At 59.7% G+C, this 24,842-nt stretch carries 24 protein-coding genes and 1 pseudogene; 12 read left to right on the top strand and 13 right to left on the bottom strand.

The window, feature by feature from the left end:
- From ACZRKZ_RS14670 to rsd, 3 genes are all read left to right on the top strand, one after another.
- A complete protein-coding gene (locus ACZRKZ_RS14670; protein ID WP_463967658.1) occupies nucleotides 1-1,242 on the top strand; it encodes a heme biosynthesis HemY N-terminal domain-containing protein in 1,242 nt (413 codons plus the stop codon).
- Between the two features lie 236 nt (nucleotides 1,243-1,478).
- On the top strand, nucleotides 1,479-2,000 hold the full coding sequence (locus ACZRKZ_RS14675; protein WP_463981918.1) for a disulfide bond formation protein B: 522 nt from the start codon (nucleotides 1,479-1,481) through the stop codon (nucleotides 1,998-2,000).
- Between the two features lie 208 nt (nucleotides 2,001-2,208).
- Nucleotides 2,209-2,667 carry a sigma D regulator gene (gene rsd, locus ACZRKZ_RS14680; protein WP_133100813.1) on the top strand — a complete coding sequence of 153 codons (459 nt, stop codon included), beginning with the start codon at nucleotides 2,209-2,211 and terminating at the stop codon, nucleotides 2,665-2,667.
- A gap of 55 nt (nucleotides 2,668-2,722) precedes the next feature.
- Here the strand turns inward: rsd and ACZRKZ_RS14685 are convergent, their stop codons facing one another.
- On the bottom strand, nucleotides 2,723-3,388 hold the full coding sequence (locus ACZRKZ_RS14685; protein ID WP_463981919.1) for an FKBP-type peptidyl-prolyl cis-trans isomerase: 666 nt from the start codon (nucleotides 3,386-3,388) through the stop codon (nucleotides 2,723-2,725).
- A 192-nt stretch (nucleotides 3,389-3,580) separates the two neighbouring features.
- On the opposite strand from ACZRKZ_RS14685, the gene ACZRKZ_RS14690 reads away from it, so the two are divergent.
- Entirely contained in the window at nucleotides 3,581-4,519 is a 939-nt protein-coding gene (locus ACZRKZ_RS14690; protein WP_463981920.1) for an AlgP family protein, read from the top strand.
- On the opposite strand, the gene ACZRKZ_RS14695 is transcribed toward ACZRKZ_RS14690, so the two are convergent.
- Nucleotides 4,516-4,980, bottom strand: a complete 465-nt coding sequence (locus ACZRKZ_RS14695) for a TIGR02444 family protein (RefSeq protein ID WP_463981921.1) — start codon at nucleotides 4,978-4,980, stop codon at nucleotides 4,516-4,518. The genes ACZRKZ_RS14690 and ACZRKZ_RS14695 overlap by 4 nt on opposite strands.
- 49 nt (nucleotides 4,981-5,029) lie before the next feature.
- On the opposite strand from ACZRKZ_RS14695, the gene ACZRKZ_RS14700 reads away from it, so the two are divergent.
- The 3 genes from ACZRKZ_RS14700 (at nucleotide 5,030) to ACZRKZ_RS14710 (ending at nucleotide 8,231) form a co-directional block, all read left to right on the top strand.
- The gene (locus ACZRKZ_RS14700) at nucleotides 5,030-6,940 is read left to right on the top strand and encodes an ATP-binding cassette domain-containing protein (RefSeq protein WP_463967663.1); all 1,911 of its coding nucleotides are present in this window, start codon (nucleotides 5,030-5,032) and stop codon (nucleotides 6,938-6,940) included.
- Nucleotides 6,940-7,506 (top strand): mechanosensitive ion channel domain-containing protein, encoded by a 567-nt coding sequence (locus ACZRKZ_RS14705; protein WP_463967664.1) that lies wholly within the window; start codon nucleotides 6,940-6,942, stop codon nucleotides 7,504-7,506. Before ACZRKZ_RS14700 ends, ACZRKZ_RS14705 begins: the two co-directional genes overlap by 1 nt.
- Nucleotides 7,507-7,598: 92 nt before the next feature.
- Nucleotides 7,599-8,231, top strand: a complete 633-nt coding sequence (locus tag ACZRKZ_RS14710) for a LysE family transporter (RefSeq protein ID WP_463967665.1) — start codon at nucleotides 7,599-7,601, stop codon at nucleotides 8,229-8,231.
- A gap of 120 nt (nucleotides 8,232-8,351) precedes the next feature.
- Here the strand turns inward: ACZRKZ_RS14710 and ACZRKZ_RS14715 are convergent, their stop codons facing one another.
- From ACZRKZ_RS14715 to ACZRKZ_RS14730, 4 genes are read right to left on the bottom strand one after another with little or no spacing between them, the layout of a single operon-like run.
- Complete coding sequence (locus ACZRKZ_RS14715) at nucleotides 8,352-9,095, bottom strand: penicillin-binding protein activator LpoB (RefSeq protein WP_463981922.1); 744 nt, start codon at nucleotides 9,093-9,095, stop codon at nucleotides 8,352-8,354.
- 3 nt (nucleotides 9,096-9,098) lie between these two features.
- Nucleotides 9,099-9,686: a penicillin-binding protein activator LpoB gene (gene lpoB / locus ACZRKZ_RS14720; RefSeq protein ID WP_133100821.1), complete on the bottom strand. Its 588-nt coding sequence runs from the start codon at nucleotides 9,684-9,686 to the stop codon at nucleotides 9,099-9,101.
- A 35-nt stretch (nucleotides 9,687-9,721) separates the two neighbouring features.
- A complete protein-coding gene (locus tag ACZRKZ_RS14725) occupies nucleotides 9,722-10,090 on the bottom strand; it encodes a YcfL family putative periplasmic lipoprotein (protein ID WP_463981923.1) in 369 nt (122 codons plus the stop codon).
- A gap of 10 nt (nucleotides 10,091-10,100) precedes the next feature.
- Nucleotides 10,101-11,498, bottom strand: a complete 1,398-nt coding sequence (locus tag ACZRKZ_RS14730) for a COG3014 family protein (RefSeq protein ID WP_463981924.1) — start codon at nucleotides 11,496-11,498, stop codon at nucleotides 10,101-10,103.
- Between the two features lie 316 nt (nucleotides 11,499-11,814).
- Between ACZRKZ_RS14730 and ACZRKZ_RS14735 the strand changes: the two genes are divergently transcribed.
- Entirely contained in the window at nucleotides 11,815-13,710 is a 1,896-nt protein-coding gene (locus tag ACZRKZ_RS14735) for an FTR1 family protein (RefSeq protein WP_463967669.1), read from the top strand.
- Nucleotides 13,711-13,726: 16 nt separating this feature from the next.
- Entirely contained in the window at nucleotides 13,727-14,182 is a 456-nt protein-coding gene (locus ACZRKZ_RS14740; RefSeq protein ID WP_133100825.1) for a YaiI/YqxD family protein, read from the top strand.
- On the opposite strand, the gene elbB is transcribed toward ACZRKZ_RS14740, so the two are convergent.
- Nucleotides 14,179-14,844, bottom strand: a complete 666-nt coding sequence (gene elbB / locus ACZRKZ_RS14745; protein ID WP_149412323.1) for an isoprenoid biosynthesis glyoxalase ElbB — start codon at nucleotides 14,842-14,844, stop codon at nucleotides 14,179-14,181. The two genes, ACZRKZ_RS14740 and elbB, sit on opposite strands and share 4 nt — an antisense overlap.
- Nucleotides 14,845-14,959: 115 nt before the next feature.
- Between elbB and ACZRKZ_RS14750 the strand changes: the two genes are divergently transcribed.
- The gene (locus tag ACZRKZ_RS14750) at nucleotides 14,960-16,195 is read left to right on the top strand and encodes a sterol desaturase family protein (RefSeq protein WP_463981925.1); all 1,236 of its coding nucleotides are present in this window, start codon (nucleotides 14,960-14,962) and stop codon (nucleotides 16,193-16,195) included.
- Here the strand turns inward: ACZRKZ_RS14750 and ACZRKZ_RS14755 are convergent.
- Nucleotides 16,176-16,823, bottom strand: coding sequence for a VTT domain-containing protein (locus tag ACZRKZ_RS14755; protein ID WP_133100828.1), 648 nt, complete (start codon nucleotides 16,821-16,823; stop codon nucleotides 16,176-16,178). The two genes, ACZRKZ_RS14750 and ACZRKZ_RS14755, sit on opposite strands and share 20 nt — an antisense overlap.
- A gap of 207 nt (nucleotides 16,824-17,030) precedes the next feature.
- Between ACZRKZ_RS14755 and hemB the strand changes: the two are divergent.
- Nucleotides 17,031-18,044: pseudogene (hemB, locus tag ACZRKZ_RS14760) on the top strand (porphobilinogen synthase).
- 18 nt (nucleotides 18,045-18,062) lie between these two features.
- Entirely contained in the window at nucleotides 18,063-20,288 is a 2,226-nt protein-coding gene (gene ppk1, locus ACZRKZ_RS14765; RefSeq protein ID WP_463981926.1) for a polyphosphate kinase 1, read from the top strand.
- Nucleotides 20,289-20,389: 101 nt separating this feature from the next.
- Here the strand turns inward: ppk1 and ppx are convergent, their stop codons facing one another.
- The 5 genes from ppx to ACZRKZ_RS14790 form a co-directional block, all read right to left on the bottom strand.
- Nucleotides 20,390-21,892 (bottom strand): exopolyphosphatase, encoded by a 1,503-nt coding sequence (ppx, locus tag ACZRKZ_RS14770; protein WP_463967674.1) that lies wholly within the window; start codon nucleotides 21,890-21,892, stop codon nucleotides 20,390-20,392.
- A gap of 88 nt (nucleotides 21,893-21,980) precedes the next feature.
- Nucleotides 21,981-22,718 (bottom strand): amino acid ABC transporter ATP-binding protein, encoded by a 738-nt coding sequence (locus ACZRKZ_RS14775; RefSeq protein WP_463967675.1) that lies wholly within the window; start codon nucleotides 22,716-22,718, stop codon nucleotides 21,981-21,983.
- Nucleotides 22,705-23,355 (bottom strand): amino acid ABC transporter permease, encoded by a 651-nt coding sequence (locus ACZRKZ_RS14780; RefSeq protein ID WP_133100833.1) that lies wholly within the window; start codon nucleotides 23,353-23,355, stop codon nucleotides 22,705-22,707. The genes ACZRKZ_RS14775 and ACZRKZ_RS14780 overlap by 14 nt, the downstream gene beginning before the upstream one ends.
- Nucleotides 23,352-24,020 (bottom strand): amino acid ABC transporter permease, encoded by a 669-nt coding sequence (locus ACZRKZ_RS14785; protein WP_463981927.1) that lies wholly within the window; start codon nucleotides 24,018-24,020, stop codon nucleotides 23,352-23,354. The genes ACZRKZ_RS14780 and ACZRKZ_RS14785 overlap by 4 nt, the downstream gene beginning before the upstream one ends.
- A 21-nt stretch (nucleotides 24,021-24,041) precedes the next feature.
- Nucleotides 24,042-24,827 carry a transporter substrate-binding domain-containing protein gene (locus ACZRKZ_RS14790; RefSeq protein WP_463981928.1) on the bottom strand — a complete coding sequence of 262 codons (786 nt, stop codon included), beginning with the start codon at nucleotides 24,825-24,827 and terminating at the stop codon, nucleotides 24,042-24,044.
- Nucleotides 24,828-24,842: the final 15 nt, after the last annotated feature.

Here is a 24,842-nt window from a genome sequence, read left to right on the forward strand (position 1 = left end):
ATGAAGCGTTTCTACGTGATCCTGGTGCTTGCGATTGCAGTTGCCCTGGCGCTGGCTGTGGGCATTTCGAAACACACCGGTTATGTGCTGATTACTTATCCCCACGTGCTGCATTACGAGTCCGGGCTGTGGTCGACGTTAGTGGCGGTGTTCGTCATCGGTTTGGCGATCTATTTGATCAGGGTGCTCCTGAGCCTGATGACCACCTCCGGTGGGGTGGTCAACCCGTGGTCGCGGCGTAACCGCAGTCGTCGGGTTCAGATCGCCATCGAGCAGGGGCAGATGGACTTGGCAGAAGGGCGCTGGGCCAGCGCCGAACGTCATTTGCAGCGTGCCGCCGAGGCCGAGCGCCAACCTCTGCTTTACTACCTCGGCGCCGCGCGGGCGGCCAATGAGCAGGGCCGCTACGAAGAGTCGGATGGCTTGCTGGAGCGTGCGCTTGAGCGTCAGCCCCAGGCCGAGCTGGCAGTGGCCTTGAGTCACGCGCAATTGCAGGTGGACCGTGGCGACACCGAAGCTGCCCTGGTGACTCTGCAGGCCATGCATGAACGCCATCCCCACAATGCTCAGGTGTTGCGTCAGTTGCAGCGGCTTTACCAGCAGCGTGGTGAATGGTCGTCGGTGATTCGGTTGTTGCCGCAGTTGCGCAAGGACAAGGTGTTGCCGTCGGCTGAACTGGCAGACCTGGAGCGTCGGGCATGGGGCGAGAACCTGACCCTGGCAGCCCAGCGTGAAGAACAAGGCGAGGCCAGTCTGCAATCCCTCGAACGTGCCTGGCAGCAGTTGACCTCGGCGCAGCGCCAGGAACCGCAACTGGTGCTGGCCTATGCCGAGCAACTGCGCCAGCTGGGCGCTGACGCAAAGGCCGAAGAGGTGCTGCGTGGGACGCTCAAGCGCGCCTATGACAGCCATCTGATCAGGCTTTATGGTTTGTTGCGCGGCGGTGATCCGGCGCGGCAATTGAAGTTTGCCGAAGGCTGGCTCAAGGACCATCCAGGAGATGCCAGCTTGTTACTGACCCTGGGTCGCCTGTGCTTGCAAAACAGCCTGTGGGGCAAGGCTCGGGACTATCTGGAAAGCAGTTTGCAGGTTCAGCGCAATCCCGAGGCCTGCGCCGAATTGGCACGGTTGTTAGCGCAGCTGGGCGACACCGAGCGCAGCAACCAATTATTTCAGGAAGGCCTGGGCCTGTTGGACAATCGCCTGCTGGCGTCACCGATACCGGTGCCCGCGCGGGTTTGAAGTAGGAAGTAGCGCAGGGTTGGCTCAGAACTGTCTGGTGACCAACCCTCAATACCGCCTGATAGGCGTGAATAAAACGGCTTCCAGGTAAATACCTACGCAGGCTTACGTTTAATCACCCTGATGTTGATGGGATATCCCTACGTTCTCGCGGAATCGTCTGCTCCAGCGCGTATTGAAAGGGGTAAGGCCTTTCCTCTACCGTAACTACCTATCTCTTGCGTTGCGGATAAACAATGTCTTTGGCCCCCTCACGCTCCTTGTTCTTCCTGGCGTTTTTGGCTAGTGCGCTGACCTTGGGCGCGTCCTTTTACCTGGAATACGGTGCTCTTTTGCGCCCTTGTTTCTTGTGCATGGTCCAACGAATTTCGCTGGCAGCTTTCACGCTGATCAACCTTGTGGCTGCGATTCATGGCCCCAAGCGCTCCGGCATCTATCTGTATTGGTTGGCGAGCATGGGGTGTGCATTGCTGGGTGCCATCACGGCGGTGCGTCAGGTGCTGTTGCAAAACACCCCTCCAGAGCAATTGCCCAACTGCTGGCCCAGCCTGCAATACATGATTGAAAGCCTGTCGCTCTGGCAGGCGCTGAAGCTGACATTCAAGGGCACCGTCGATTGCGTGGAAATCAACTGGACGCTGTTCGACTTGAGCATTGCGGAGTGGAGCCTGTTGTTCTTCGTCGCGATGCTGATTCTGGGCAGTACGCAGTTTTTCCGGTTGGTATTCAGTCTGCGTCTAAGGATGGCGCAGCACTGATTGAGCACCATAGGTCTGTAGGCGGGATTAAACACTTGTATGAACTTTCTCTCCTGCGTACCTTGAAGCCATAGTCTTGCGGGCATAATCTGGCCCGCACGCGTTATTGAAACAGTTTGTTCGATGCGGCTTTGTCCGGTTGCCGCTTTAATCTTGAAGTGTTGCGCGGGCAAAGGACGGCACCGCCCATAAGGGAAGAGAGATCATCATGCTGGAAAGTTGTCAGAATGCTCAGGAACGTTGGGGTGGTGTGCACAAACTGATCGATGGTTGGTTGAAGGCGCGTCACGAACTGGTTCGGGCCTATGATGCTCTCGGTGCCAAGCCCGAAGCGCTAGCTGAGAATCGCAAGCTTTTGCAGGAGTTTTGTGGTGTCTTGGTGGATTACGTGTCTGCTGGCCACTTCGGTGTTTATGAGCAGTTGACCAAGGAAGCAGAAGCTTTCGACGATCAGCGAGGTCTTGACTTGGCTGAGACGATTTACCCACGCATCGACGTCATCACCGAAAAGCTCCTGGCCTTCAACGACCTTTGCGACAAGGGCGAGTGCGTTGCGGCGAAATTCAAAGAGTTGGGCGGTCTGCTCCATGAGCGCTTTGAGCTGGAAGATTGCCTGATCGAGGTGCTGCACAACGCCCACAAGGAAGAGCCGGTAGCACAGGCTTGATAGGTCGCTGCAGGATCAAAAAACGGTGCGCATTGCGCACCGTTTTTCGTTGAGTTCAGGCACTTGTGCCGAGCAGCTCAATTTCGAATACCAGCGGCGTGTAGGGCGCGATCAACTCGCCTGCACCGTCAGTGCCATAGGCTTGTGCTGATGGGATCACCAGGCGCCATTTCGCCCCGACCGGCATCTGTTGCAACGCGTTGCGCCAGCCAGTGATCACACTGTCCAGGCGAAACCATTGGGGCTGTGCGCTCTGATCGAAGATCGTCCCATCGGGCAGCCGCCCCACATACTTCACTTGAACCCGATCGTTGGGCCCCGGTTTTTTTCCGGCGCCGGGGGTCAGTTCGGTTAGCAAGATTCCGTCTGCCAATTCGCGCACACCGGTTTTGGTTTTTTCCGTGGCTAAAAAACGCTGTTCGGCGTCGAGTGCTTTTTCGCTTTGCGGAACTTGCGCCTCTGCTGTGCTCTGGGCTTCATGCTGAGCCAGGATCTGTTCGATGCGCGCGTCATCCAGAGCCAGAGGCTTGCCTTGATAGGCCTGCTTGAGTCCGTCGATCAAGGCCTGGATTTGCAGGTTGGGGACTTCCTGGCGCAAGCGTTCACCCAGGCTGGCGCCTAGGCTGTAGGCGAGATCATGGCTGTCGTTAGACGGGGCTTGGTCATTTGCCTGGGCTGCGTAAATCGACAAACTCAACACTAAAAAAAGGTAACGCGACATGGGCGTTCTCCAGCCGAAAGTGCGTTGGATTATGCCAGTGTGAGTGCCCAAAAAGTGGAGCGGCTTTTTGTTATATCGATAAGAATTTTGACGCTGTGCAACGCAAGGCATTCGATACTGTCAACATGCCCTAGCGGCGGCAAGAGCAGAGAGCTAGTATGAGCCGCACCCACGTCAGCCAGGAGGTAAACCATGTCGGCCAAACAGAAGCCTGTAAATACCCCATTGCACTTGCTCCAACAGCTATCGAGCAGCCTGCTCGAACATTTGGAAAGTGCGTGTTCCCAAGCCTTGGCTGATGCTGAGAAGTTGCTCGCCAAGTTGGAAAAACAACGCGGCAAGGCTCAGGAAAAACTGCACAAATCCCGCACCAAACTGCAAGACGCCGCAACCGCCGGCAAAGCCAAGGCACAAGCCAAAGCCAAGGGCGCAGTCAAAGAACTTGAGGACTTGCTCGACGCCCTCAAAGGTCGTCAGTCCGAAACCCGCACCTACATTCTGCAACTCAAGCGCGATGCTCAAGAGAGCCTGAAATTGGCTCAGGGTATTGGTCGTGTGAAAGAAGCCGTTGGTAAGGTCTTGGGCTCCCGCGCACCGGCCAAACCGGCTGCGGCGAGCGCATCGAAAAAGCCTGCGAGCAAAGCAGTTGCTGCCAAGGCGCCTGTAAAAGCTGTAGCCAAGCCTGCGGTTAAAGCACCAGCTAAAGCTGCTGCGAAACCAGCCGCCAAGCCAGCTGCTAAAACCGCTGCTGCGAAACCAGCCGCCAAGACAGTTGCTAAAGCCGCTGCTGCGAAACCAGCCGCCAAGCCAGCTGCTAAAGCCGCTGCTGCAAAACCAGCTGCTAAAACTGCTGCTGCAAAACCGGCCGTCAAGCCAGTTGCTAAAACCGCTGCTGCGAAACCAGCCGCCAAGCCGGCTGCTAAAACCGCTGCTGCAAAACCGGCCGCCAAGCCAGCTGCTAAACCTGCTGCTGCAAAGCCGGCCGTCAAGCCAGCCGCCGCTAAACCTGCTGTAGCAAAACCAGCCGCTATCGCTGCCAAGCCAGCTACCCCGGCCGCACCGGCTGCCAGCGTCGCGCCGGCCAGCAGCACCCCTGCACCGGCAAGCACCACCCCAACCAGCGCTTCCTAAGTGCCGGTGATCGCGACGCGCAGCTGATGCAGCGCGTCGCGGTCAAGGTTGGCGGCTTCGGTCGCCAGTCCTTCAAGCCAGGTACCTTGATCGGTCGCCTCGCCCAATGGCCATATCTGCGCCAGGGTTTCCAGGCGCGACAGCAATTGCCGTTCGGCATCCAGCTCCAGGGCCTTGACCCGCTCCCGTAACACTCCCAACTCGGCATCCTGCTGCGCCATGGCGCGCCATTGCTTGCGCACGTGTCGTAGGGGTTCGACCACCTCGGCCTGCCAGGGATCTGCGATCTGTCGCAGCGCCTGCAAGCGCCGCTGTTCGAACGCCACGCCACGCTGATCCAGCCACAACCCACACAGTAACAGGCATACATCGGCCCCTTGACCCTGCAGGCGCAGGCAAGCGTCCTCGATACCCGGGCGGGCGTAGGTCAATAGGGCAAAGCTCCACAGGTCAGCGCACATATTCCCCCCAAGCCAGCGGTCAACGAAGCTGGTAGACTCCGCCGCCATTATGATCCGACTTCAAAGCCTAACATTACAGCGTGGCCCGCAACGTCTTCTTGAAGACGCCGAGCTGATCCTGCACGCCGGTCACAAAGCCGGCCTGATCGGTGCCAACGGCGCCGGCAAATCCACGTTGTTTGCCTTGTTGCTGGGCGAGATGACTCCCGATTCCGGGGATTGTCTGCTGCCGGCCGACTGGCGAATCGCCCATATGCGCCAGGAGATCGACACCCTGGACCGCATCGCGATCGACTACGTGCTCGATGGCGACCTGCGCCTGCGCCAGGTTCAACACGACCTGGCTGAGGCCGAGAAGTCCCAGGACGGCGCCGCACAGGCCCGCCTGCATGCCGAGTTGGACAGCGCCGATGGTTACACCGCCGACGCCCGCGCCCGCAAGATGCTGGCTGGCCTCGGATTCACCAACGAACAAATGGATCGCCCGGTCGCGGACTTCTCCGGTGGCTGGCGCATGCGCCTTAACCTGGCCCAAGCGCTGATGTGCCCCTCGGACTTGCTGCTGCTCGATGAACCGACCAACCACTTGGATCTTGATGCGATCCTGTGGCTGGAAGACTTTCTGAAAGCTTACACGGGCACCCTGTTGCTGATTTCCCACGACCGGGACTTCCTCGACGCCGTGGTCGACAACATTGCCCACATCGAACAGAAAAAAATCACCCTCTATCGCGGTGGTTACAGCGCGTTCGAGCGTGCCCGTGCCGAACGCCTGGCCCAACAGCAACAAGCCTACGAGAAGCAACAGGTGCAACGGGCGCACATGGAAAGCTACATCGCCCGGTTCAAGGCCCAGGCTACCAAGGCCCGTCAGGCCCAGAGCCGGATCAAGGCCCTGGAACGCATGGAAGAACTGTCGGCGGCCCACGTCGATTCACCGTTCGACTTTGTGTTCCGCGAGTCGCTGAAAATCTCCAGCCCCCTGCTCGACCTGTCCGATGCTCGCCTGGGCTACGGTGATAAAACCATCCTGGAGAAGGTCAAGCTGCAACTCGCGCCGGGCGCGCGGATCGGTTTGCTCGGCCCCAACGGTGCGGGCAAGTCCACGCTGATCAAAAACCTTTCCGGCGATCTGCAACCCCTGGCCGGTCGCCTGGTGCGTGGCGAGAACCTGGTGGTGGGCTACTTCGCCCAGCATCAGTTGGACTCTCTCGACTCCAAGGCCAGCCCGTTGTTGCACTTGCAGCGCCTGGCGCCTACCGAACGGGAGCAGGTCCTGCGCGACTTCCTCGGCGGGTTTGACTTCCGTGGCGCGCGCATCGACGAGCCGGTGCTGAATTTTTCCGGCGGCGAAAAAGCTCGTCTGGCCCTGGCGTTGATCGCCTGGGGTCGGCCGAACCTGTTGCTGCTCGATGAGCCGACTAACCACCTGGACCTGGAAATGCGCCTGGCGCTGACCATGGCTCTGCAGGAGTTCACCGGCGCCGTGCTGGTGGTGTCTCACGATCGGCACTTGCTCAAGAGCACCACCGATAATTTCCTGCTGGTGGCTGATGGCAAGGTTGAAGAGTTCGACGGAGACCTGGAAGACTACGCCCGCTGGCTGACGGACTATCGTCTACGCCACGCGCCGGCCAGCAACACTCCGATCAATCCCGACAAAACCGATAAGAAGGCCCAGCGCCAGGCCGCCGCCGCGCTGCGTCAGCAACTGGCACCCCACAAGCGCGAAGCCGACAAGCTGGAAGCCGAGTTGGGCAAGGTCCACGAGAAGCTGGCGAAGATCGAAACCAGTCTGGGTGACAGCGCCGTGTACGAACCTGCGCGCAAGGACGAGTTGCGCGACCTGCTGGCCGAGCAGGCCAAGCTCAAGGTGCGTGAAGCGCAATTGGAAGAAACCTGGATGGAATCCCTCGAACTGCTGGAAAGCCTGCAAGCAGAGCTGGAGGCGCTGTCCTGATGGAAGCGTTGCACCTACCGCTGCCGCCGCAATGGGTTGAGCCTATATGGGTCGGCGTGCAAATCCTGCTGATCCTGCTGGCCGGCTACCTTACCCAGCGTTTTGTCGCCAGGTGCCTGACCCGTCTGGGCGAGCATTATCCGTTCCCGCCGCAACTGTTGATGCCCCTGCGCGGCGGCCTGCGCTGGCTGATCATGGGCAGTGCGCTGATCTTTGTACTGGAGCGCCTCGGCGTTTCTGCCACGGTGCTGTGGACTGCGCTGTCGGGTTTTGTCGCCGTGGCAGCGGTAGCGTTCTTCGCCATATGGTCGGTGCTGTCCAACCTGCTCTGCGCCATTTTGATCTTCACCGTTGGGCCGTTTCGCCTCGGAGATGTGGTCGAGTTGGTGGACACCGTCGACAAGCCGGGCGTCAAAGGCCGAGTGGTGGCGATCAACCTGCTCTACACCACGCTGATTGAAGTGGAGGAGGCGGGGACCGGCAGCGTCATGGTGCAAGTGCCCAACAGCCTGTTCTTCCAGCGCTCGGTGCGCCGTTGGCGCGGCACTGATGTAACACCTTTGTAGGCGCGAGCGCTCCTACAGAAAAATCTGTAGCCATTGTTCGGGTGCCGGGGTTAGTTTAAGAAATATTCAGCAAACTCTCCCCGAGGTGTGTAATGGCGCTCGACACATGGCTGGCCTTTTTCCTGGCCAGTTGGATCATCAGTCTCTCTCCTGGCGCGGGCGCCATCGCCTCGATGTCCAGTGGCCTGCAATACGGTTTCCTGCGCGGCTACTGGAACGCCCTGGGCCTGCAACTGGGCCTGGCAATGCAGATTGCCGTGGTTGCCGGCGGCCTGGGCGCGATTCTCGCCACATCGTCCACTGCCTTCTACGCAATCAAATGGTTTGGCGTGGCCTACCTCGTATACCTGGCCATCAAGCAATGGCGCGCACTGCCGGCCGACCTGACCGATGACGCAGCGGTTCGCCCCATCGGCAAGCCGTTGGCGATGATGTTTCGTGGCTTCCTGGTAAATGCCAGCAACCCTAAGGCTCTGGTGTTCATGCTGGCGGTGCTGCCGCAGTTCGTGAACCCGCAGGCTCCGCTGCTGATTCAGTACCTGATCTTGGGCGCGACGATGATCTGCGTGGATATGATTGTAATGGCGGGCTACACGGGGCTGGCGTCGAAAGTGTTGCGGTTGTTGCGCACGCCCAAACAACAGAAACGTATGAACCGTACGTTTGCCGGGTTGTTTGTGGGCGCGGCGGGTTTCCTCGCCAGCCTGCATCGCACAACGGCCTGACGGAAGAAGCCGAATAAAAATGTGGGAGCTGGCTTGCCTGCGATGCAAACGCCTCGGTGTATCAGTTACACCGTGGTGACGCTATCGCAGGCAAGCCAGCTCCCACATTTGATTTGTGTATCAGCGCAGAATTTTCGGCGCTTCATCTCGTGGCAAGTTATTGCGCAATGCAGGCTGGCCAGGTTGCTCCTGATAGCCGCTACCCAGTTGCTCCTGCAACTGGCGCGCTACATCTTCCCCCAACGCCTTCGACACTTCGCGCACTACCCGTGGCCGGCTCAGGCTGACTTTTACGTCGCGACTGCTCACCAGCTTGGTGTCCTGTCCCTCGCCCATGGCGGTAAACGCCGAGGTGATCTCAAGGGTGCGGGTGTTGATCAGGCTGAAATCGGCCACCAGGGTCAGGCCCAGGATCGCCGAGTAGCTGTTGGTGTTGTCCAGGGCGTTGATGTCCTGGGTGAAGTCGATGTCCGACAAGGTGCCGAACAGCACGTAGTCGGCGCCCTTGAAGTTGCCCGCCTTGATGCGCTTGATCACGTCGTAGACGTCGCCCTTGGCATCAGCGGTATAGGGCGTGCCCTGCACCAACTGAAACTGCCGCGACTTGAGGATCTCGCCCTTGATGTCGCCCGTGAATTTACGCAACTCGGTCTGTTCGATGTAGCTGTTGCGGCTTTCGAACTCGCTGTAGCTCGACGAACCACTGGCGTTGTAGGCGCTGGCCTGGAAGTTGTTGTTGGCCGAGACCGCGTGGATGTACTCCTCCACTCGTGCCTCGTAGGCCAGGTCAGTGACTGCGATCTTGGGTGCGGCCGAGGCGCCAAAGGCGCACAGCAGGCCGATTATGCCGATCCATGCACGCATTGCTTAGCGCTCCGTGGTCTTGCGGATTTCTTTTTCGTCCATCCATTCGGCCAGGCCGCTTTCGACGTCGATCAGCTGCAGGCTGAACTTGTAGAACACGTCCTTGTAGTCAGCGCTGCGCTTGACGATGGAGCTGATGGAGCCTTCCAGCCGGTACTTGGCGGCGATCATGTTGCCGGTCTTGCTGACCGTGGCCTTCTTGTACAGGCCGCTCTGGTTTTGCAGCTTGAGCTGGTCGACCTGGCTTTGCATGTCGGTGTTGTCGCTGGCAAAACGCGCGGTGCCGGTCTTCATCAACTGGGTCTTGATTGAGGTGGTGATTTCGCGCGTGTCGATGTACTCGCTGGTCTTGTTCTTCACGTCGTACACCTGCACCACCGGGCGACCGTGGAGGATGCCGGACTGGGCCAGGGAGCGGGTCATGCTTTCGGCGATCATCTGCAGGTCGGTGGAACCGAACTCGTTGGTCACCAGTTCCACGGCCTTGGTGTCGCCGTAACTGATGTTTTTCCCGCCGATGACCGGCGAGGTGTTGGCGCAACCGCTGGCCAAAACGGCGACCACGGCGAGGAACGAAAAGCGTGCAAACATGGGGATGTCTCTCTGAAGCTTAATAGGGGGGTGGATCACGGCGTTTTTACTTCAAGGCGGAAGTCGGCAGCCTGGGGCAGGTTGGCGATAGCCGGCAGGAAGGTGGCCTGGTTGGCGTAGAGCGTCAGCACTTTCCAGGTCTCTTCATCGCCCACCGGGAAACCATCGGCACCTAACCAGGTGAAGCGGTAATACATCATCTGGTTGCTGCTGGTGATGTTGCTCAGTTGCACCTTGGCAGTCATGAAGCCGTTTTCCCGGGCGACGCGGATTGCGCCCACGGCGATGCCCTTGAACTTGCCCATCACCACGATTTTGCTTGCAGCGCTGCCCGGTTCCGGTGGCAGCGTGGCGCAGCCGGCGAGCAGGACCAGCGCCAGGGCGCCGAAAATGAAATGACGCATAGCGTGCTCCTTAAGGTTGTTTGAGGCTGGCGACAGCCTGGGAAGGGTTGCTCGGTACCACATGGGCCGCCAGACCGCTGGCGAACACCTGGTTGCCGACCACGCGCAAGGTGATCACTTGATAACGCTGGTCGGCTTTAACCGTCACCAGGCTGCCGCCCAGGGCATTGGGCAGGCTGACCTGATGCTCGCCGTGCTTGAGGCGCAGGCGCGTCACCAGGGTCAGGTCTGGCAGGGTGCGCCAGGTGCGGGTGTCGGCGCCTTCGGTGATCGCTGAGGCGATACCCAGCACCAGGCCGGCCATGGGGTTAACATCGTTGAGGTTTTTTTGCGTTATGCCTCGGGTAATTGCCCGCACGGTGGTGCGCAGGATGATTCCCGGCATGTCATCGCGCAGGGCACGACGGGACATGGCGGTGGTGCTGTTGAGGGCGGTGAGGTTCTGCTGCCGACCGTCGACGCCGATCTGGTTGAATGTCGCGGTGGAGGTGTCGGGCTTGATCACCGGGAACGACAGCGGAGTGATCACCAGATTGCCGTTGATGGGGATCGGCAGCGGCAGGCGAATCGAATCCCGGGCCGGCGCCAAACCGCTTTGCACGACGATCAGCACGTCGCTTTCATCGGCGCTGGAAGCTGATTTATCCAGATCCAGCAGCGCCTGTTCCAGCAACGGCGTATTGGGGCGCAGTTCAGCAGCCTTGCGATAGCCCGGCGCGGCCAGGTCTTTCTCGCCCAGAGCCTCGTAGACGAAGCCAGCCAGGTAATGACTGAAGGCGCTCTGGTAGCTGTTCTTCAAGCCGACCACTTCCGGTGCATTCAGGCTTTCCACCGGGTAGCCGCGCAGATCCTTGAATTGGGTGCTCACGCCCTGGCGTTCAGCCTCGTCTTCGCGCTTGAGGTATTCCTTATCCCGCAGATCCGCGATCACTGCTTCGCGTTCGTGGGTTTTCTTGATTTCGGTGCGGGCGCCGTCGAAGTCATTCACGGCCAGCAGGTTCAGCGCCATCTGCGTGGTCAGCATGACTTTCTCGTAGTCATAGCCTTCGTAGCGGCGGACTTTATCGTTGACCAGGAAGCTGCCGAACTGCGACAGGTAGCGCTCGGTGTCGAACTTCACCGACTCTTCCCATTTGTAGACCGCCAAATCCGCACCGCGCCAGGCTGTCTGGCTGCCGGTCAAGTCACCCTTGGCCCGAAGCAGCTCGCCTTTTTCAAAGTAGTAGAGAAGGTCCTTGTCTTCGCCGCTGTTGTTCTTCTCCAGCAACGTCAATGCGCCGTCGACATTACCGGTGGCCAACTGCTGATTGGTAGCCTGCAACTCCGAATCGTAACTGCGAAACATAGAACAGCCCGACAGCAAGATGACCGCGCTGAGCGCAAGCGAAGTAAAGAGGCGAGATACCATTGGAGTGCTGCTTCCCTGAGCGTAATCGGCCTAATGTGCTGGTCGGGCCGAATAACCAATCGCAGGAGAAGCCTCTATCCCACAAATCCCTCATAAAAGAGGAGCAAAAATGCCATTTCGCGATAACGAAGGCGCCGCATTATAGGCCCCGTCACTGGCAAAACAATGGCTTTTCAGTGCTATTGCTTAACGAAAATGCCACTACCTACATCGACCCAATGACGGGTTATTGCACCCGACAAATCACTAACGTCTTGAGTCAAACCTTCTAACACTCGACAATGTGTTACTTCTTATTTCCATTTGGTAATCATTCATGACTGCCCCTTCCCGTTTTCTCGCCTGGCTGCTCCTGCCTGCGTTGGTGTCGTGCAGCTTCAACCTGCTGGCTGCAACCGCAGAGGGTGCCACTCAGGCTCTGCATCTACTGGACTATATCGGCGCCGATTACCCGCCGACGGTGGAGGCGGGCAAGGTTATCGATGATTCTGAATACCGTGAACAGGTGGAATTCCTTGGCGTTTTGCAGGGGCTTGTCGCTGAACTACCGGACAAGCCCGAGCGCGCTGAACTGGTGAAAGGCGTTGATCAACTGGTTGCTGCCGTGAACGGGCATCAGGATGGTGAGGCGGTAGCCCATCAGGCTCGCCAATTGGGCGCGAAGCTGGCGGTGGCCTATGAAGTCAGCCAGGCCCCGGCCATCACTCCAGACCCGACGCGTGGCGCGCCGTTGTACGCCCAGCAGTGCTCGGTGTGCCACGGCGATGCAGGCGCCGGCGACGGTCCTGCGGGCGTTGGCATGACGCCGCCACCGGCCAACCTGCGCGATACCGCGAGGCTGGACCGTTTGAGTCTTTACGGGATCTACAACACCCTTGGTCTCGGGGTCGAAGGCACTGACATGCCGTCTTTCGCCGATCAACTGGACGACCGCCAGCGCTGGGACCTGGCCACCTACATCGCCGGCTTCACCGCCAACCCGGCTGCGGCGAAAAGCGAAAAATCCTTCAACCTTGCCGAGCTGGCTCGTCAGACCCCCAACGAAGTATTGGCCGCCGAAGGCCCGGACGCGGCTGGCACCTTCCGTGCGCAACGGGCGCAGCCGCCTCAGGTCAAGCGAGGCCCGGCGCAGTTGCTTGATTACACCGCGACCACCCTAGACAAGAGCCTTGCCGCCTTTCGCAACGGTGAACACGAACAGGCCTATGACCTGTCGGTGGCTGCCTACCTGGAAGGGTTCGAGCTGGTTGAAAGCTCTCTGGACAACGTCGCCGCCAACGTGCGCAAGGACACCGAAAAAGCCTTGATGGCCTATCGGCAGTCGTTGCAGGATGGGTTGCCGATCGAGCAAGTCCAGCAGCGCCTGGATGTGGCCAAGGGCAAGCTCACGGAATCTGCCGGCCTGTTGGGCAGCGATGGCTTGAGCTGGTCGTTGAGCTATATCTCCGGCTTGTTGATTCTGCTGCGTGAAGGGTTGGAAGCGATTCTGGTGCTGGCAGCGATCCTCGCGTTCCTGCGTAACACCGGCCAGCAATCGGCGGTGCGCAGCGTCAACGTTGGTTGGGGCCTGGCGCTGGTGGCTGGCTTGGCGACCTGGGCGTTGGCGGCGTATGTGATTGATGTCAGCGGCGCCCAGCGCGAGTTGCTGGAAGGCTGCACGGCGCTGTTTGCCAGCGTCATGGTGCTATGGCTTGGGGTGTGGATGCATGACCGGCGCCACGCGGCGGCCTGGCAGGACTACATCAAAAGCAGCCTGGTGGGCGGTGGCGGGCGTTTTGGCTTTGCGGTGCTGGCATTCTTCTCGGTCTACCGTGAGTTGTTTGAAGTGATTCTGTTCTATGAAACCCTGTGGCTGCAGGCAGGCCCCGCCGGGCACAACGCAGTACTGGCAGGCGGCGCCACGGCGCTGGTGCTGTTAATGGGCCTGGCATGGGTGATTTTGCGCGGTTCGGCAAAACTGCCGCTGGCGTTGTTTTTCGGCATCAACGCAGCTCTGCTGTGTGCACTGTCGGTGGTGTTCGCCGGGCATGGCGTCAAGGCGTTGCAGGAAGCCGGTGTCTTTGGCACGCGGCCGGTGGCGTTCTTTGACTTCGACTGGCTGGGCATCCACGCTGATGCCTATTCGTTGAGTGCCCAGGCGGTGGCAATTCTGGCGATTGTGGTGCTGTATGGCCGCAGTCGGCTGGCCGATAAGCGCCGGGCTACGGCCTGATCAAAAGGAAATACCCATGCGAGTCTGGATCGATGCCGACGCTTGCCCTCGGGCAGCCAAGGATCAGGTGGTGAAGTTCGCCCTCAAACGCCAGTTTGAAGTGGTGCTGGTGGCCGGACAGAGCCAGATCAAGCCGAGTTTTTCGTGCGTGAAGCTGATCGTCGTGCCCAGCGGCCCGGACGCCGCCGATGATTACCTGGTGGAACACGCGGTGCCTGGCGAACTGGTGATTTGCAGCGATGTGCCGTTGGCGGATCGCCTGGTGAAAAACGGCGTGACTGCTCTCGACCCCCGCGGCAAGGAGTTCAGCCCGCAGAACATGAGCGAGCGGCTGGCAGTGCGCAACCTGTTCACCGATCTGCGGGAGCAGGGTCAGATGGGCGGCGGTCCGCCGCCTCACGGTGAACGGGAGAAGCAAGCCTTCGCCAATGCCCTGGACCGGATCTTGATCCGGTTGATGCGCACCGATTAATCGTTCTCGTGGGTCAGCTCCAGCACGCGGTCCACCAGCTTATTAATCCCTGAGGCCACTTCACTGATGTTCTGCCCCAGCATGTAAGCCGGTGTGCTTACCAGTTTGCGGGCCTTGTCTTCGACAATCTCATCCACGGTACATTCCTGGTGAGTCGCACCCATCTTGTCCATGGCCGCCGCTGTGTCGGCGTCGTTGCCGATGGTGCAGATCACGCCAGGGCCGTAGATCTTCGCCGCCAAGGCCGGCGAGATGCAGATCAGCCCCACCGGCTTGCCCGCTTCAGCAAAGGCTTCAGCCAGTTCCAGCACCTGCGGATTGACGCTGCACCCGGCGCCTTCAATGGCGAAGTTCGACAGGTTTTTCGCCGCGCCAAAACCGCCGGGCACGATCAGCGCGTCAAACTCTTCGGCGCGGGCTTCGCGAATATCCTTCACCTGGCCCCGGGCAATGCGCGCCGACTCCACCAGCACGTTGCGTGATTCGGGCATTTCTTCGCCAGTCAGATGGTTGATCACATGCAACTGCGCAATATTGGGTGCAAAGCACTGCACCTGAGCGCCGCGTTGGTCCAGGCGCAGCAGGGTGATCACGCTTTCATGGATTTCAGCACCGTCGTACACGCCACAGCCGGAAAGGATCACTGCAATCTTTTTGCTCATGGGCATTTCTCCTGATTCATGGCGTTAAATGTCTACTAATTTGTCACTCGTTGCCAATGGGATCTCAAGCCGTTACACCTAATCTTGATGTAACAATAATTGACCGGACTTGCCCATGGACTTCGTTCCTTACGCGGTACCGTTTTTCATTGCGCTGATCGTGGTCGAGCTGCTGGCCGACCGTTGGCGCGGTGAGCGCAACTATCGGGTGGCGGACGCCATTAATAGTCTCAGCACCGGCGTGCTTTCCACCACCACGGGGTTGCTGACCAAAGGTGTGGGGCTGTTGACCTATGCGTTTGCCCTCAAGCACCTGGCAGTCATCGAACTCTCGGCCCAAAGCGTCTGGACGTGGGTATTCGCCTTTGTCTTCTATGACTTCTGTTACTACTGGCTGCATCGCTGCGGCCACGAGCGCAACATCCTCTGGGCCGCGCATTCGGTGCATCACCAGAGCGAGGATTACAACCTCACCACCGCCTTGCGCCAGACTAGCACCGGCTTTCTGCTGAGCTGGATATTCTACCTGCCGCTGACCGTGCTCGGCGTGCCGCTGGTGGTGTTTATCAGCGTAGCGTCCCTCAACCTGCTGTATCAATTCTGGGTCCACACCCGCCATGTGCCCAAGCTTGGCTGGTTCGAGTGGTTTTTCGTCACGCCGTCCAATCATCGGGCTCACCATGCGCAGAACGCTCTCTACATGGATCGCAACTACGGCGGTGTGTTCATTATTTGGGACCGGCTGTTTGGTTCCTTCCAGGAAGAAGACGAAAACGAGCCGGTCATCTTTGGCGTGACCACGCCGCTGGCCAGTTGGAACCCGCTGTGGGCTAACCTGCAGTTTTATGCACAGCTGTGGAGCGATGCCCGGCGCACCGAAAGTAGGTGGGATAAGCTACGCATCTGGTTTATGCGCACCGGTTGGCGCCCGGCGGACGTGAAGGCCAAGTACCCGCTGGCCAAGCCGGACCTGAGCCAGTTCCGCAAATTCGAGGTGCCGTTGGATGCGCGCCAGCAGGTTTATGTCGCCCTGCAATTCGCCGTTTATGTAGGATTTGGCAGCTATCTGATGAATTTTGGCGAAGCCATGCCGACTGCGGCCCTGGTATTGGGCTGGAGCGCGATGGCATTGGGGTTGTTTACGCTGGGCGTGGCTTTGGAGAATCGCCCATGGGCATTGAAGGCTGAGCTTGTGCGACTGGCGCTGAACGTGCCTTTGGTGTGGCTGGCGCCGCTGGTCGGGTTATGGCCGGCCAGTTCGCTGGGCTGGCTGGGGTTGCTCAGCTACAGCTTGCTTAGCGTCATCGGCCTCTACTGTTGCAGAGACCGGCTTACTCGACTGGCGTCTTAGGCGTGTTGGATGTTTGCGGTTCGCTCAACTGTTCTTCTGCCAGGCGCACCTTTTCGGCCGCGCAGGCTTCCCGGATCAGGCGGGCGTTCTTGATGCGGCGGCGGATCCACAGGCCCAGGCCCAGTACCAGCAAGGCGCCCAGTACCCACAGTTCGTATTTCTTGACGCTGCCCAGCATGCCTTCAAGTACCGCGCCGAAGTGGTAGGCCGCAGCGCCCAGCGCAGTCGCCCAGATCGCCGCACCGATGCCGTTAAGCAGCAGGTAACGTCCCGGCGGATAGCCCGACAGGCCGATGGCCACTGGCATGACAGTGCGCAGGCCGTAGACAAAACGGAAACTCAACACCCAAATGTCCGGATGCTTGCGGATATGCTCCAGCGCCTTGTCACCCAGCAGTTGCCAGCGCGGTTTGCGTGCCAGGAGTTTGCGGCCATGCTTGCGCCCCAGGAAATACCACAGCTGGTCGCCGGCGTAGCTGCCGCAAAAGGCAACGACCACCACCAGGTTGATATCCATGTATCCGCGGAACGCTAGGAAGCCTGCGAGCACCAAGATGGTTTCGCCTTCGAAGAACGTGCCTAGGAAGAGGGCAAAATAGCCGAAGTCATGCAGAAATTGTTGGAGCATTGTCTGGGTGCTAGCGAAATGAACGCGCAGCCTACGCCTTCGTGAACATTCATGAAAGTATCGAGATGTGTCACGAAGTGAACAATTCCTACAAAAGCTGCGAATGCGACTACAGGTCGCATGGCTAAGCACAACTGTCATTCCTTCGTCATAATGGCCGCCTATAACTGTCACGCTCGCCCGTCAACATGGGCTCAGGAGTCTGCCGTGAGCTTCACTCCCGCCAATCGCTTGTTCCCTGCCACGCGTCTGCGCCGCAACCGCCGTGATGATTTTTCCCGCCGTCTGGTTCGTGAAAACGTCCTGACGGTGGATGATCTGATCCTGCCGGTATTTGTGCTGGACGGTGAAAACCGTCGGGAAGCGGTGGCGTCGATGCCGGGTGTCGAGCGCTTGACCATTGATCTGTTGCTTGAAGAAGCGGTGCACTGGGTCGAGTTGGGAATTGTGGCGCTGGCGCTATTCCCGGTGACGCCATCCGAACTCAAGTCACTGGACGCCGCCGAAGCCTGGAACCCCGAAGGCATCGCCCAGCGCGCCACTCGTGCCCTGCGCGAGCGTTTCCCGGAGCTTGGGGTGATTACCGACGTGGCCCTGGACCCGTTCACCACACATGGGCAGGATGGCATCCTGGACGAAGGCGGTTATGTGCAGAACGACATCACCGTCGACGCACTGGTCAAGCAAGCGCTGTCCCATGCTGCGGCGGGCGCTCAGGTGGTTGCTCCATCGGACATGATGGACGGTCGAATCCAGGCGATCCGCGAAGCCCTGGAGCTGGCCGACCACGTCAACGTGCGGATCATGGCCTACTCGGCCAAGTACGCCAGCGCCTATTACGGCCCGTTCCGCGATGCGGTCGGCTCGGCGCTTAACCTAGGCAAGGCCAACAAGGCCTCGTACCAGATGGACCCAGCCAACAGCCACGAAGCCCTGCACGAAGTGGCGGCGGACTTGGCCGAAGGCGCCGATATGGTTATGGTCAAGCCTGGCATGGCGTACCTGGATATCCTTTACCGCGTCAAAGATGAATTCAAGGTGCCGACCTTTGTCTATCAGGTCAGCGGTGAGTACGCCATGCACATGGCCGCGATCCAGAATGGTTGGTTGAGTGAAGGGGTGATTCTTGAATCCTTGACTGCCTTTTAACGTGCGGGTGCTGATGGCATCCTGACTTACTTTGCCGTCCGTGCCGCCCAATTGCTTAGAGAGCAAAAATAGCCCTCACAGGAACACTCGATGAATACCGAAGGACTCACAGAAGTTGCCGTAAAAGACGCTCACCCGGTGGTCGAACAAGTTGCCGAAACCCCGTCGGTACAAGAGCCCGCGCCGCCTGCCGTGATCGCGGAACCGCCGGTGGTGGTGGCGCCTGCGATCGTGATTCCGAACCTGGATGACAGCAGCCTGTACATCCATCGCGAGCTGTCGCAACTGCAATTCAACATTCGCGTGCTGGAACAGGCGCTGGATGAGTCCTACCCGCTGCTGGAACGACTGAAGTTCCTGCTGATTTTCTCCAGCAACCTGGACGAGTTCTTCGAGATTCGTGTCGCTGGCCTCAAGAAACAGATCACCTTCGCCCGCGAACAGGCCGGTGCCGATGGCCTGCAACCGCACCAGGCCTTGGCCCGCATCAGCGAGTTGGTGCACGGTCATGTTGATCGTCAATACGCCATCCTCAACGACATCCTGTTGCCGGAACTGGAAAAACATCAGGTCCGCTTCATTCGTCGCCGCAACTGGACCGTCAAGCTCAAGACTTGGGTGCGTCGCTATTTCCGTGACGAGATCTCACCGATCATCACCCCGATCGGCCTGGACCCGACGCACCCGTTCCCGCTGCTGGTGAACAAGAGCCTGAACTTCATTGTTGAGCTGGAAGGTATCGACGCCTTCGGTCGCGATTCGGGCCTGGCGATCATTCCGGCCCCGCGTCTGTTGCCGCGCATCATCAAGGTACCCGAAGAGGTTGGGGGCGCTGGCGATAACTATGTATTCCTTTCGTCGATGATCCACGCTCACGCCGATGACCTGTTCCAGGGCATGAAGGTCAAGGGCTGCTACCAGTTCCGCCTGACCCGTAACGCTGACCTTGCGGTAGACACCGAAGACGTCGAAGACCTGGCCCGCGCCTTGCGCGGCGAATTGTTCTCCCGTCGCTACGGCGATGCAGTGCGCCTGGAAGTGGTGGACACCTGCCCCAAGCCCCTGTCCGACTATTTGCTCAAGCAGTTCAACCTCGCCGAGACCGAGTTGTATCAGGTCAACGGCCCGGTGAACCTGACGCGCCTGTTCAGCATCACCAGCCTGGACAGCCATCCGGAGCTGCAATACATCCCCTTTACCCCGCAGATCCCGAAACTGCTGCAAAACAGCGAGAACATTTTCAGCATGGTCAGCAAGCAAGACATCTTGCTGCTGCACCCCTTTGAGTCGTTCACCCCGGTGGTCGACTTGCTGCGCCAGGCTGCCAAGGACCCGCATGTGTTGGCGGTGCGCCAGACCCTGTATCGCAGCGGCGCCAACTCGGAAATCGTCGATGCGCTGGTGGACGCCGCGCGTAACGGCAAGGAAGTCACTGTGGTGATCGAATTGCGCGCGCGCTTCGATGAAGAATCCAACCTGCAACTGGCCAGCCGTCTGCAAGCGGCCGGTGCGGTGGTGATCTACGGCGTGGTCGGCTTCAAGACCCACGCCAAGATGATGCTGATCCTGCGCCGTGAAGCCGGCGAAATCGTGCGTTACGCCCACTTGGGCACCGGTAACTACCACGCCGGTAACGCCAAGCTCTACACCGACTACAGCCTGCTGACCTCCGACGATGCATTGTGCGAAGACGTCGGCAAACTGTTTAGCCAGTTGATCGGCATGGGCAAGACGTTGCGCATGAAGAAGCTGCTGCACGCGCCGTTCACCCTGAAAAAGGGCATGCTCGACATGATTGCCCGGGAAACCCAGTTCGCCCTCGACGGCAAGTCGGCACACATCATCGCCAAGTTCAACTCGCTGACGGATCCGAAGATCATCCGCGCGCTGTACAAGGCAAGCCAGTCTGGCGTGCGCATCGACTTGGTGGTGCGTGGCATGTGCTGCCTGCGGCCGGGCATCGCCGGGGTCTCCCATAACATCCATGTGCGTTCGATCATCGGCCGCTTCCTGGAGCACACGCGGGTGTTCTACTTTCTCAACGGTGGCGAGGAGCAGATGTTCCTCTCCAGTGCCGACTGGATGGAGCGCAACCTCGACAAACGTGTGGAGACTTGCTTCCCGGTGGAAGGCAAGAAGCTGATCATGCGGGTCAAGAAGGAACTGGAGAGTTATCTCACCGATAACACCCACAGCTGGAGCCTGCAGTCGGACGGTCGCTACGTGCGCAACACGCCAACCGGCAACCAGAACCCACGCAGTGCCCAGGCGACGTTGCTGGAGCGGTTGGGCAGCCCGGTGTTGAACGTTCGTTGAGACTCTTTTAAACCTGACAAAAAAACGGCCCTTTCGAGGGCCGTTTTTGATTGGGGCGGGTAACTTTCAATGTGGCGAGGGAGCAAGCCCCTCGCCACAGATCAACGCACGTTCAGGCTAAACCCAACTCGCGTCAGCCATTCCGCTTCCTGGGCGAAATCCGCCTGGGTCAGTTGGTTTTCGTTCAGCCAGTTTTTCGGGAACACCACATCGAGGCTGTCACCGTGCGCGCGCAGGGTGACCTGAGGCATTTCCTGGGTGCCACGAATGTGGTGGAACAAAATTGCAAACCGCAGCAGGGCGCACAGGCGAATCAGCTTGATGCCCTCGGCACCGAACTCGGCGAACTTGTCCTTGGGGATATTACGGCGATGGCCGCGTACCAGGAGCGCAAGCATTTGCTGGTCTTCCCGGGAGAAACCGGCCAGGTCCGAGTGTTCGATCAGGTAGGCGCCGTGCTTGTGGTAATGATAGTGGGCGATGTCCAGGCCCACTTCATGAACCTTGGCCGCCCAGCCCAGTAACTCACGCCAGACGCCGTCTGCCAGGTCCCAATCCTCGGCCACCTGGTCGAAGGCATGCAGCGCCTTGCGCTCGACTCGCTCCGCTTGTTTGAGGTCGACGTGGTAACGCTCCATCAGGGAGCCCAGGGTACGTTCACGGACGTCTTCGTGGTGATGGCGGCCCAGCAGGTCGTAGAGCACACCTTCGCGCAGGGCGCCATCACAGTGATCCATGCGTTGCAGTTCAAGGGCGTCGAAAATCGCTTCGAGGATCGCCAGGCCTGCGGGGAAAATCGCCCGGCGGTCAGGCTTGATGCCGTCGAAGTCGATTTTTTCGGCGTCGCCCAATTTGAAAATCTTGCGCTTGAGCCAGGCCAGGCCTTCGGCATTGACCTCGCCGGTGCCGTGGCCGCCGGCCTTCAGGGCCAGGCCAATGGCGCGGACGGTGCCGGATGAGCCGATGGCTTCATCCCAGGTCAGGCGATGCAGGGCATGCTCGATGCTCATGATCTCCAGCCGCGCCGCCGTATACGCCTGGGCATAGCGGGCCGGGGTGATCTTGCCGTCCTTGAAATAACGCTGGGTGTAGCTGACGCAACCCATCTGCAGGCTTTCGCGCAGCAAGGGTTCAAAGCGTTGGCCGATGATGAACTCGGTACTGCCGCCGCCGATGTCCGCCACCAGGCGCTTGCCAGGGGTGTCGGCCAGGGTGTGGGATACACCGAGGTAAATCAGGCGTGCTTCTTCACGACCGGAAATGACTTCTACCGGATGCCCCAGGATTTCTTCGGCGCGACGGATGAATTCGCCACGGTTACGGGCTTCCCTGAGGGCGTTGGTGCCGACAATTCGCACGGCGCCCTGAGGCATGCCGTTGATCAGTTGGGCAAAGCGTTTGAGGCAATCGAGCCCGCGCTGCATGGATTCTTCGTTGAGCTTGCGCTCTTCGTCGATCCCTGCAGCCAGTTGCACCTTTTCACCGAGCCGCTCAAGGATACGGATCTCGCCGTTCTGGGCCTTGGCCACGACCATGTGAAAGCTGTTGGAGCCCAGGTCGATGGCGGCGATCAGGGACAGATTCTTGGCTTGGGATTGCGGCATGGGTAGGGGATCTCGGTCGATAACCTCGCCATCGTGCCACGATCAAACGCTGACGCCAACGCGTAGTGCCTTGGGAATTTTGAGCTGGTCAGCCCGGCTGTTCCACCGAACCGATGAAGTTGGCCAGTTCAGCTGTCTGCGGGTTAGCAAACAGCACCCTCGGGTCGCCGACTTCGTGCACCTTGCCCTGGTGCATGAACACCAATTTGTCACCCACCTCCCGGGCAAAACGCATCTCGTGGGTGACCATGATCAGGGTCATGCCGTCCTTGGCCAGTTGGCGGACCACGCTGAGCACTTCGTTGACCAGCTCCGGGTCCAGCGCCGAGGTGATTTCGTCGCACAGCAACACCTTGGGCGACATTGCCAGCGCACGGGCGATGGCCACACGCTGTTGCTGGCCGCCGGACAGGCGATCGGGGAAAGCATCGAACTTCTCCCCCAACCCAACCCGTTCCAGCATCTGCCTCGCCAGCTGTGCGGCCTTGGCCTTGGGCACTTTCTGCACCACCTGCGGCGCGAGCATGACGTTTTCACCCACCGTCAGATGGGGGAACAGGTTGAACTGCTGGAATACCATGCCGACTTTCTGTCGCAGGCTGCGCAGGTCGGCACGGGCGGCGTCGAGGTATTCGCCATCGACCTCGATCACACCATCGTTGATCGACTCCAGGCCGTTGAGGGTGCGCAGCAAAGTGGATTTTCCCGAGCCGCTGCGGCCGATGATCGCGACCACCTGGCCTTCTTCGATCGTCAGGTCGATGCCCTTGAGCACATGGTGATCGCCGTAATACTTATGCAGGGCAGAAATTCTAAGCAGAGGCATGCAGTCTCCTTTCCAGGTAGCGCGCACTAAGGGACAAGGGGTAGCAGAGCAGGAAGTAACCCAGCGCCACCAGGCCATAGACCATGAAGGGTTCGAAGGTGGCATTGGCGAGCATGCCGCCGGTCTTGGTCAGTTCGGTGAAGCCGATGATCGAGGTCACGGCGGTGCCTTTGACCACCTGCACCGAGAAACCTACGGTGGGCGCCACGGCGATGCGCAGGGCTTGGGGCAGGATCACGTAGCGCAGTTGCTCATACGGGTTGAGGGCCAGGCTCGCCGACGCTTCCCATTGCCCGTGGACGATGGATTCGACGCAGCCACGCCAGATCTCCGCCAGGTAGGCGCTGGTAAACAGGGTCAAGGCAATCGCGGCCGCCAGCCAGGGTGAGATATCAATCCCCAGCAGGGCCACGCCGAAGAACACCAAAAACAGCTGCATCAACAGCGGCGTGCCCTGGAACAGTTCGATGTAAGTCCGCGCGACGTTGCGTGGGAACGCCTTGGTGCTGATGCGCATCGTCATCACCAGCAAACCGATCAGGCCGCCACCGATAAACGCTACCAGCGACAGCAGCAAGGTCCATTGCAGGCCGGTGAGCAGGTTGCGCACGATGTCCCAGAAGGAAAAATCACTCATCGACTGTTTCTCATCACATAGCGGCGGCCGATCCAATTGAGCAACTGACGGATCATCAACGCCATGCACAGGTAGACCAGGGTGGTCAGGGCATAGGTTTCAAAAGCGCGGAAGTTGCGCGACTGGATAAAGTTGGCGGCAAAGCTCAACTCCTCAGTGGCGATTTGTGAACAGACTGCCGAGCCGAGCATCACGATAATGATCTGGCTGCTCAGGGCGGGCCAGACCTTGCCCAGCGCCGGCAGCAGCACCACATGGCGGAACGCCTCGAAGCGGGTCATCGCCAGCGCCGCCGCGGCTTCCAGCTGTCCGCGAGGAATGGCCTGGATGCCGGCACGGATAATCTCCGTGGAGTAGGCCCCCAGGTTGATCACCATCGCCAGCACAGCCGCCTGCCATTCGGAAATCTGCAGGCCGAGGGAGGGCAAACCGAAGAAGATGAAAAACAACTGCACCAGGAACGGCGTGTTGCGGATCAACTCGACATACACCCCGAAGATCCAGCAAAACGGCTGGATCTTCCACGCCCTCACCACCGCCCCGACGATCCCCAGGGCCACGCCCAGCACCGCGCCGATGGCGGTCAGCTCAAGTGTGAACAGCGCACCGCGCAGCAACAGATCGGTATTGGCCAGGACTGGCACAAAGTCGAATTGATAGGCCATATCTAACCCTCTTCGCAGCGATTAGAGATCAGCTGGCAGCGGCTCTTTGAGCCACAGTTTTGCGTTCTTTTCCAGGCTGCCGTCGGCCTTGGCCGCGACCAGGATCTGGTTGACCTTGTCCAGCAGCGCTGGCTCGTTCTTGTTCACGCCCACGTAGACCGGCGAGTCCTTGAGCTTCACTTTCAGTGCCGGCACGCGCTTGGGATTGCGCGCGCTGATGGCCACCATGACCACGTTGCCGCTGGCGATCAGGTCCACCTGGCCTGCGAGGTAGGCGGCGATGGTTGAATTGTTGTCTTCAAAGCGCTTGATGGTGGCTTCTTTGGGCGCGACGGCGGTCAGCTCGATGTCTTCGATGGCGCCACGGGTCACGCTGATGGTTTTGCCCTTGAGGTCGTCCAGGGTGTTGATCGCAGCGTCAGGCGGACCGAAAACCGCCAGGTAGAACGGCGCATAAGCCTTGGAGAAGTCGATGACTTTTTCCCGCTCCGGATTCTTGCCCAGGCTGGAAATCACTAGGTCGACCTTGCCGGTGGTCAGGAACGGAATGCGATTGGTGCTGTTGACTGGGGTCAGTTCCAGCTTGACCTTGAGCTGGTCGGCCAACAGTTTTGCGGTGTCGATATCCAGGCCGCGAGGCTTCATGTCGGATCCTACCGAACCAAACGGCGGGAAGTCCTGAGGCACGGCGACCTTGAGGGTGCCACGGGCAACGATATCGTCCAGGCTGTCAGCCTGTGCGGGCGCCTGGCTCAGCATCAGGCTGGCAAACAGGGCAGTGAGCAGGACGCTGCAACGCTTGGTCATGGCAACTCTCCGAAA

The organism is Pseudomonas sp. c313, from assembly GCF_055407145.1.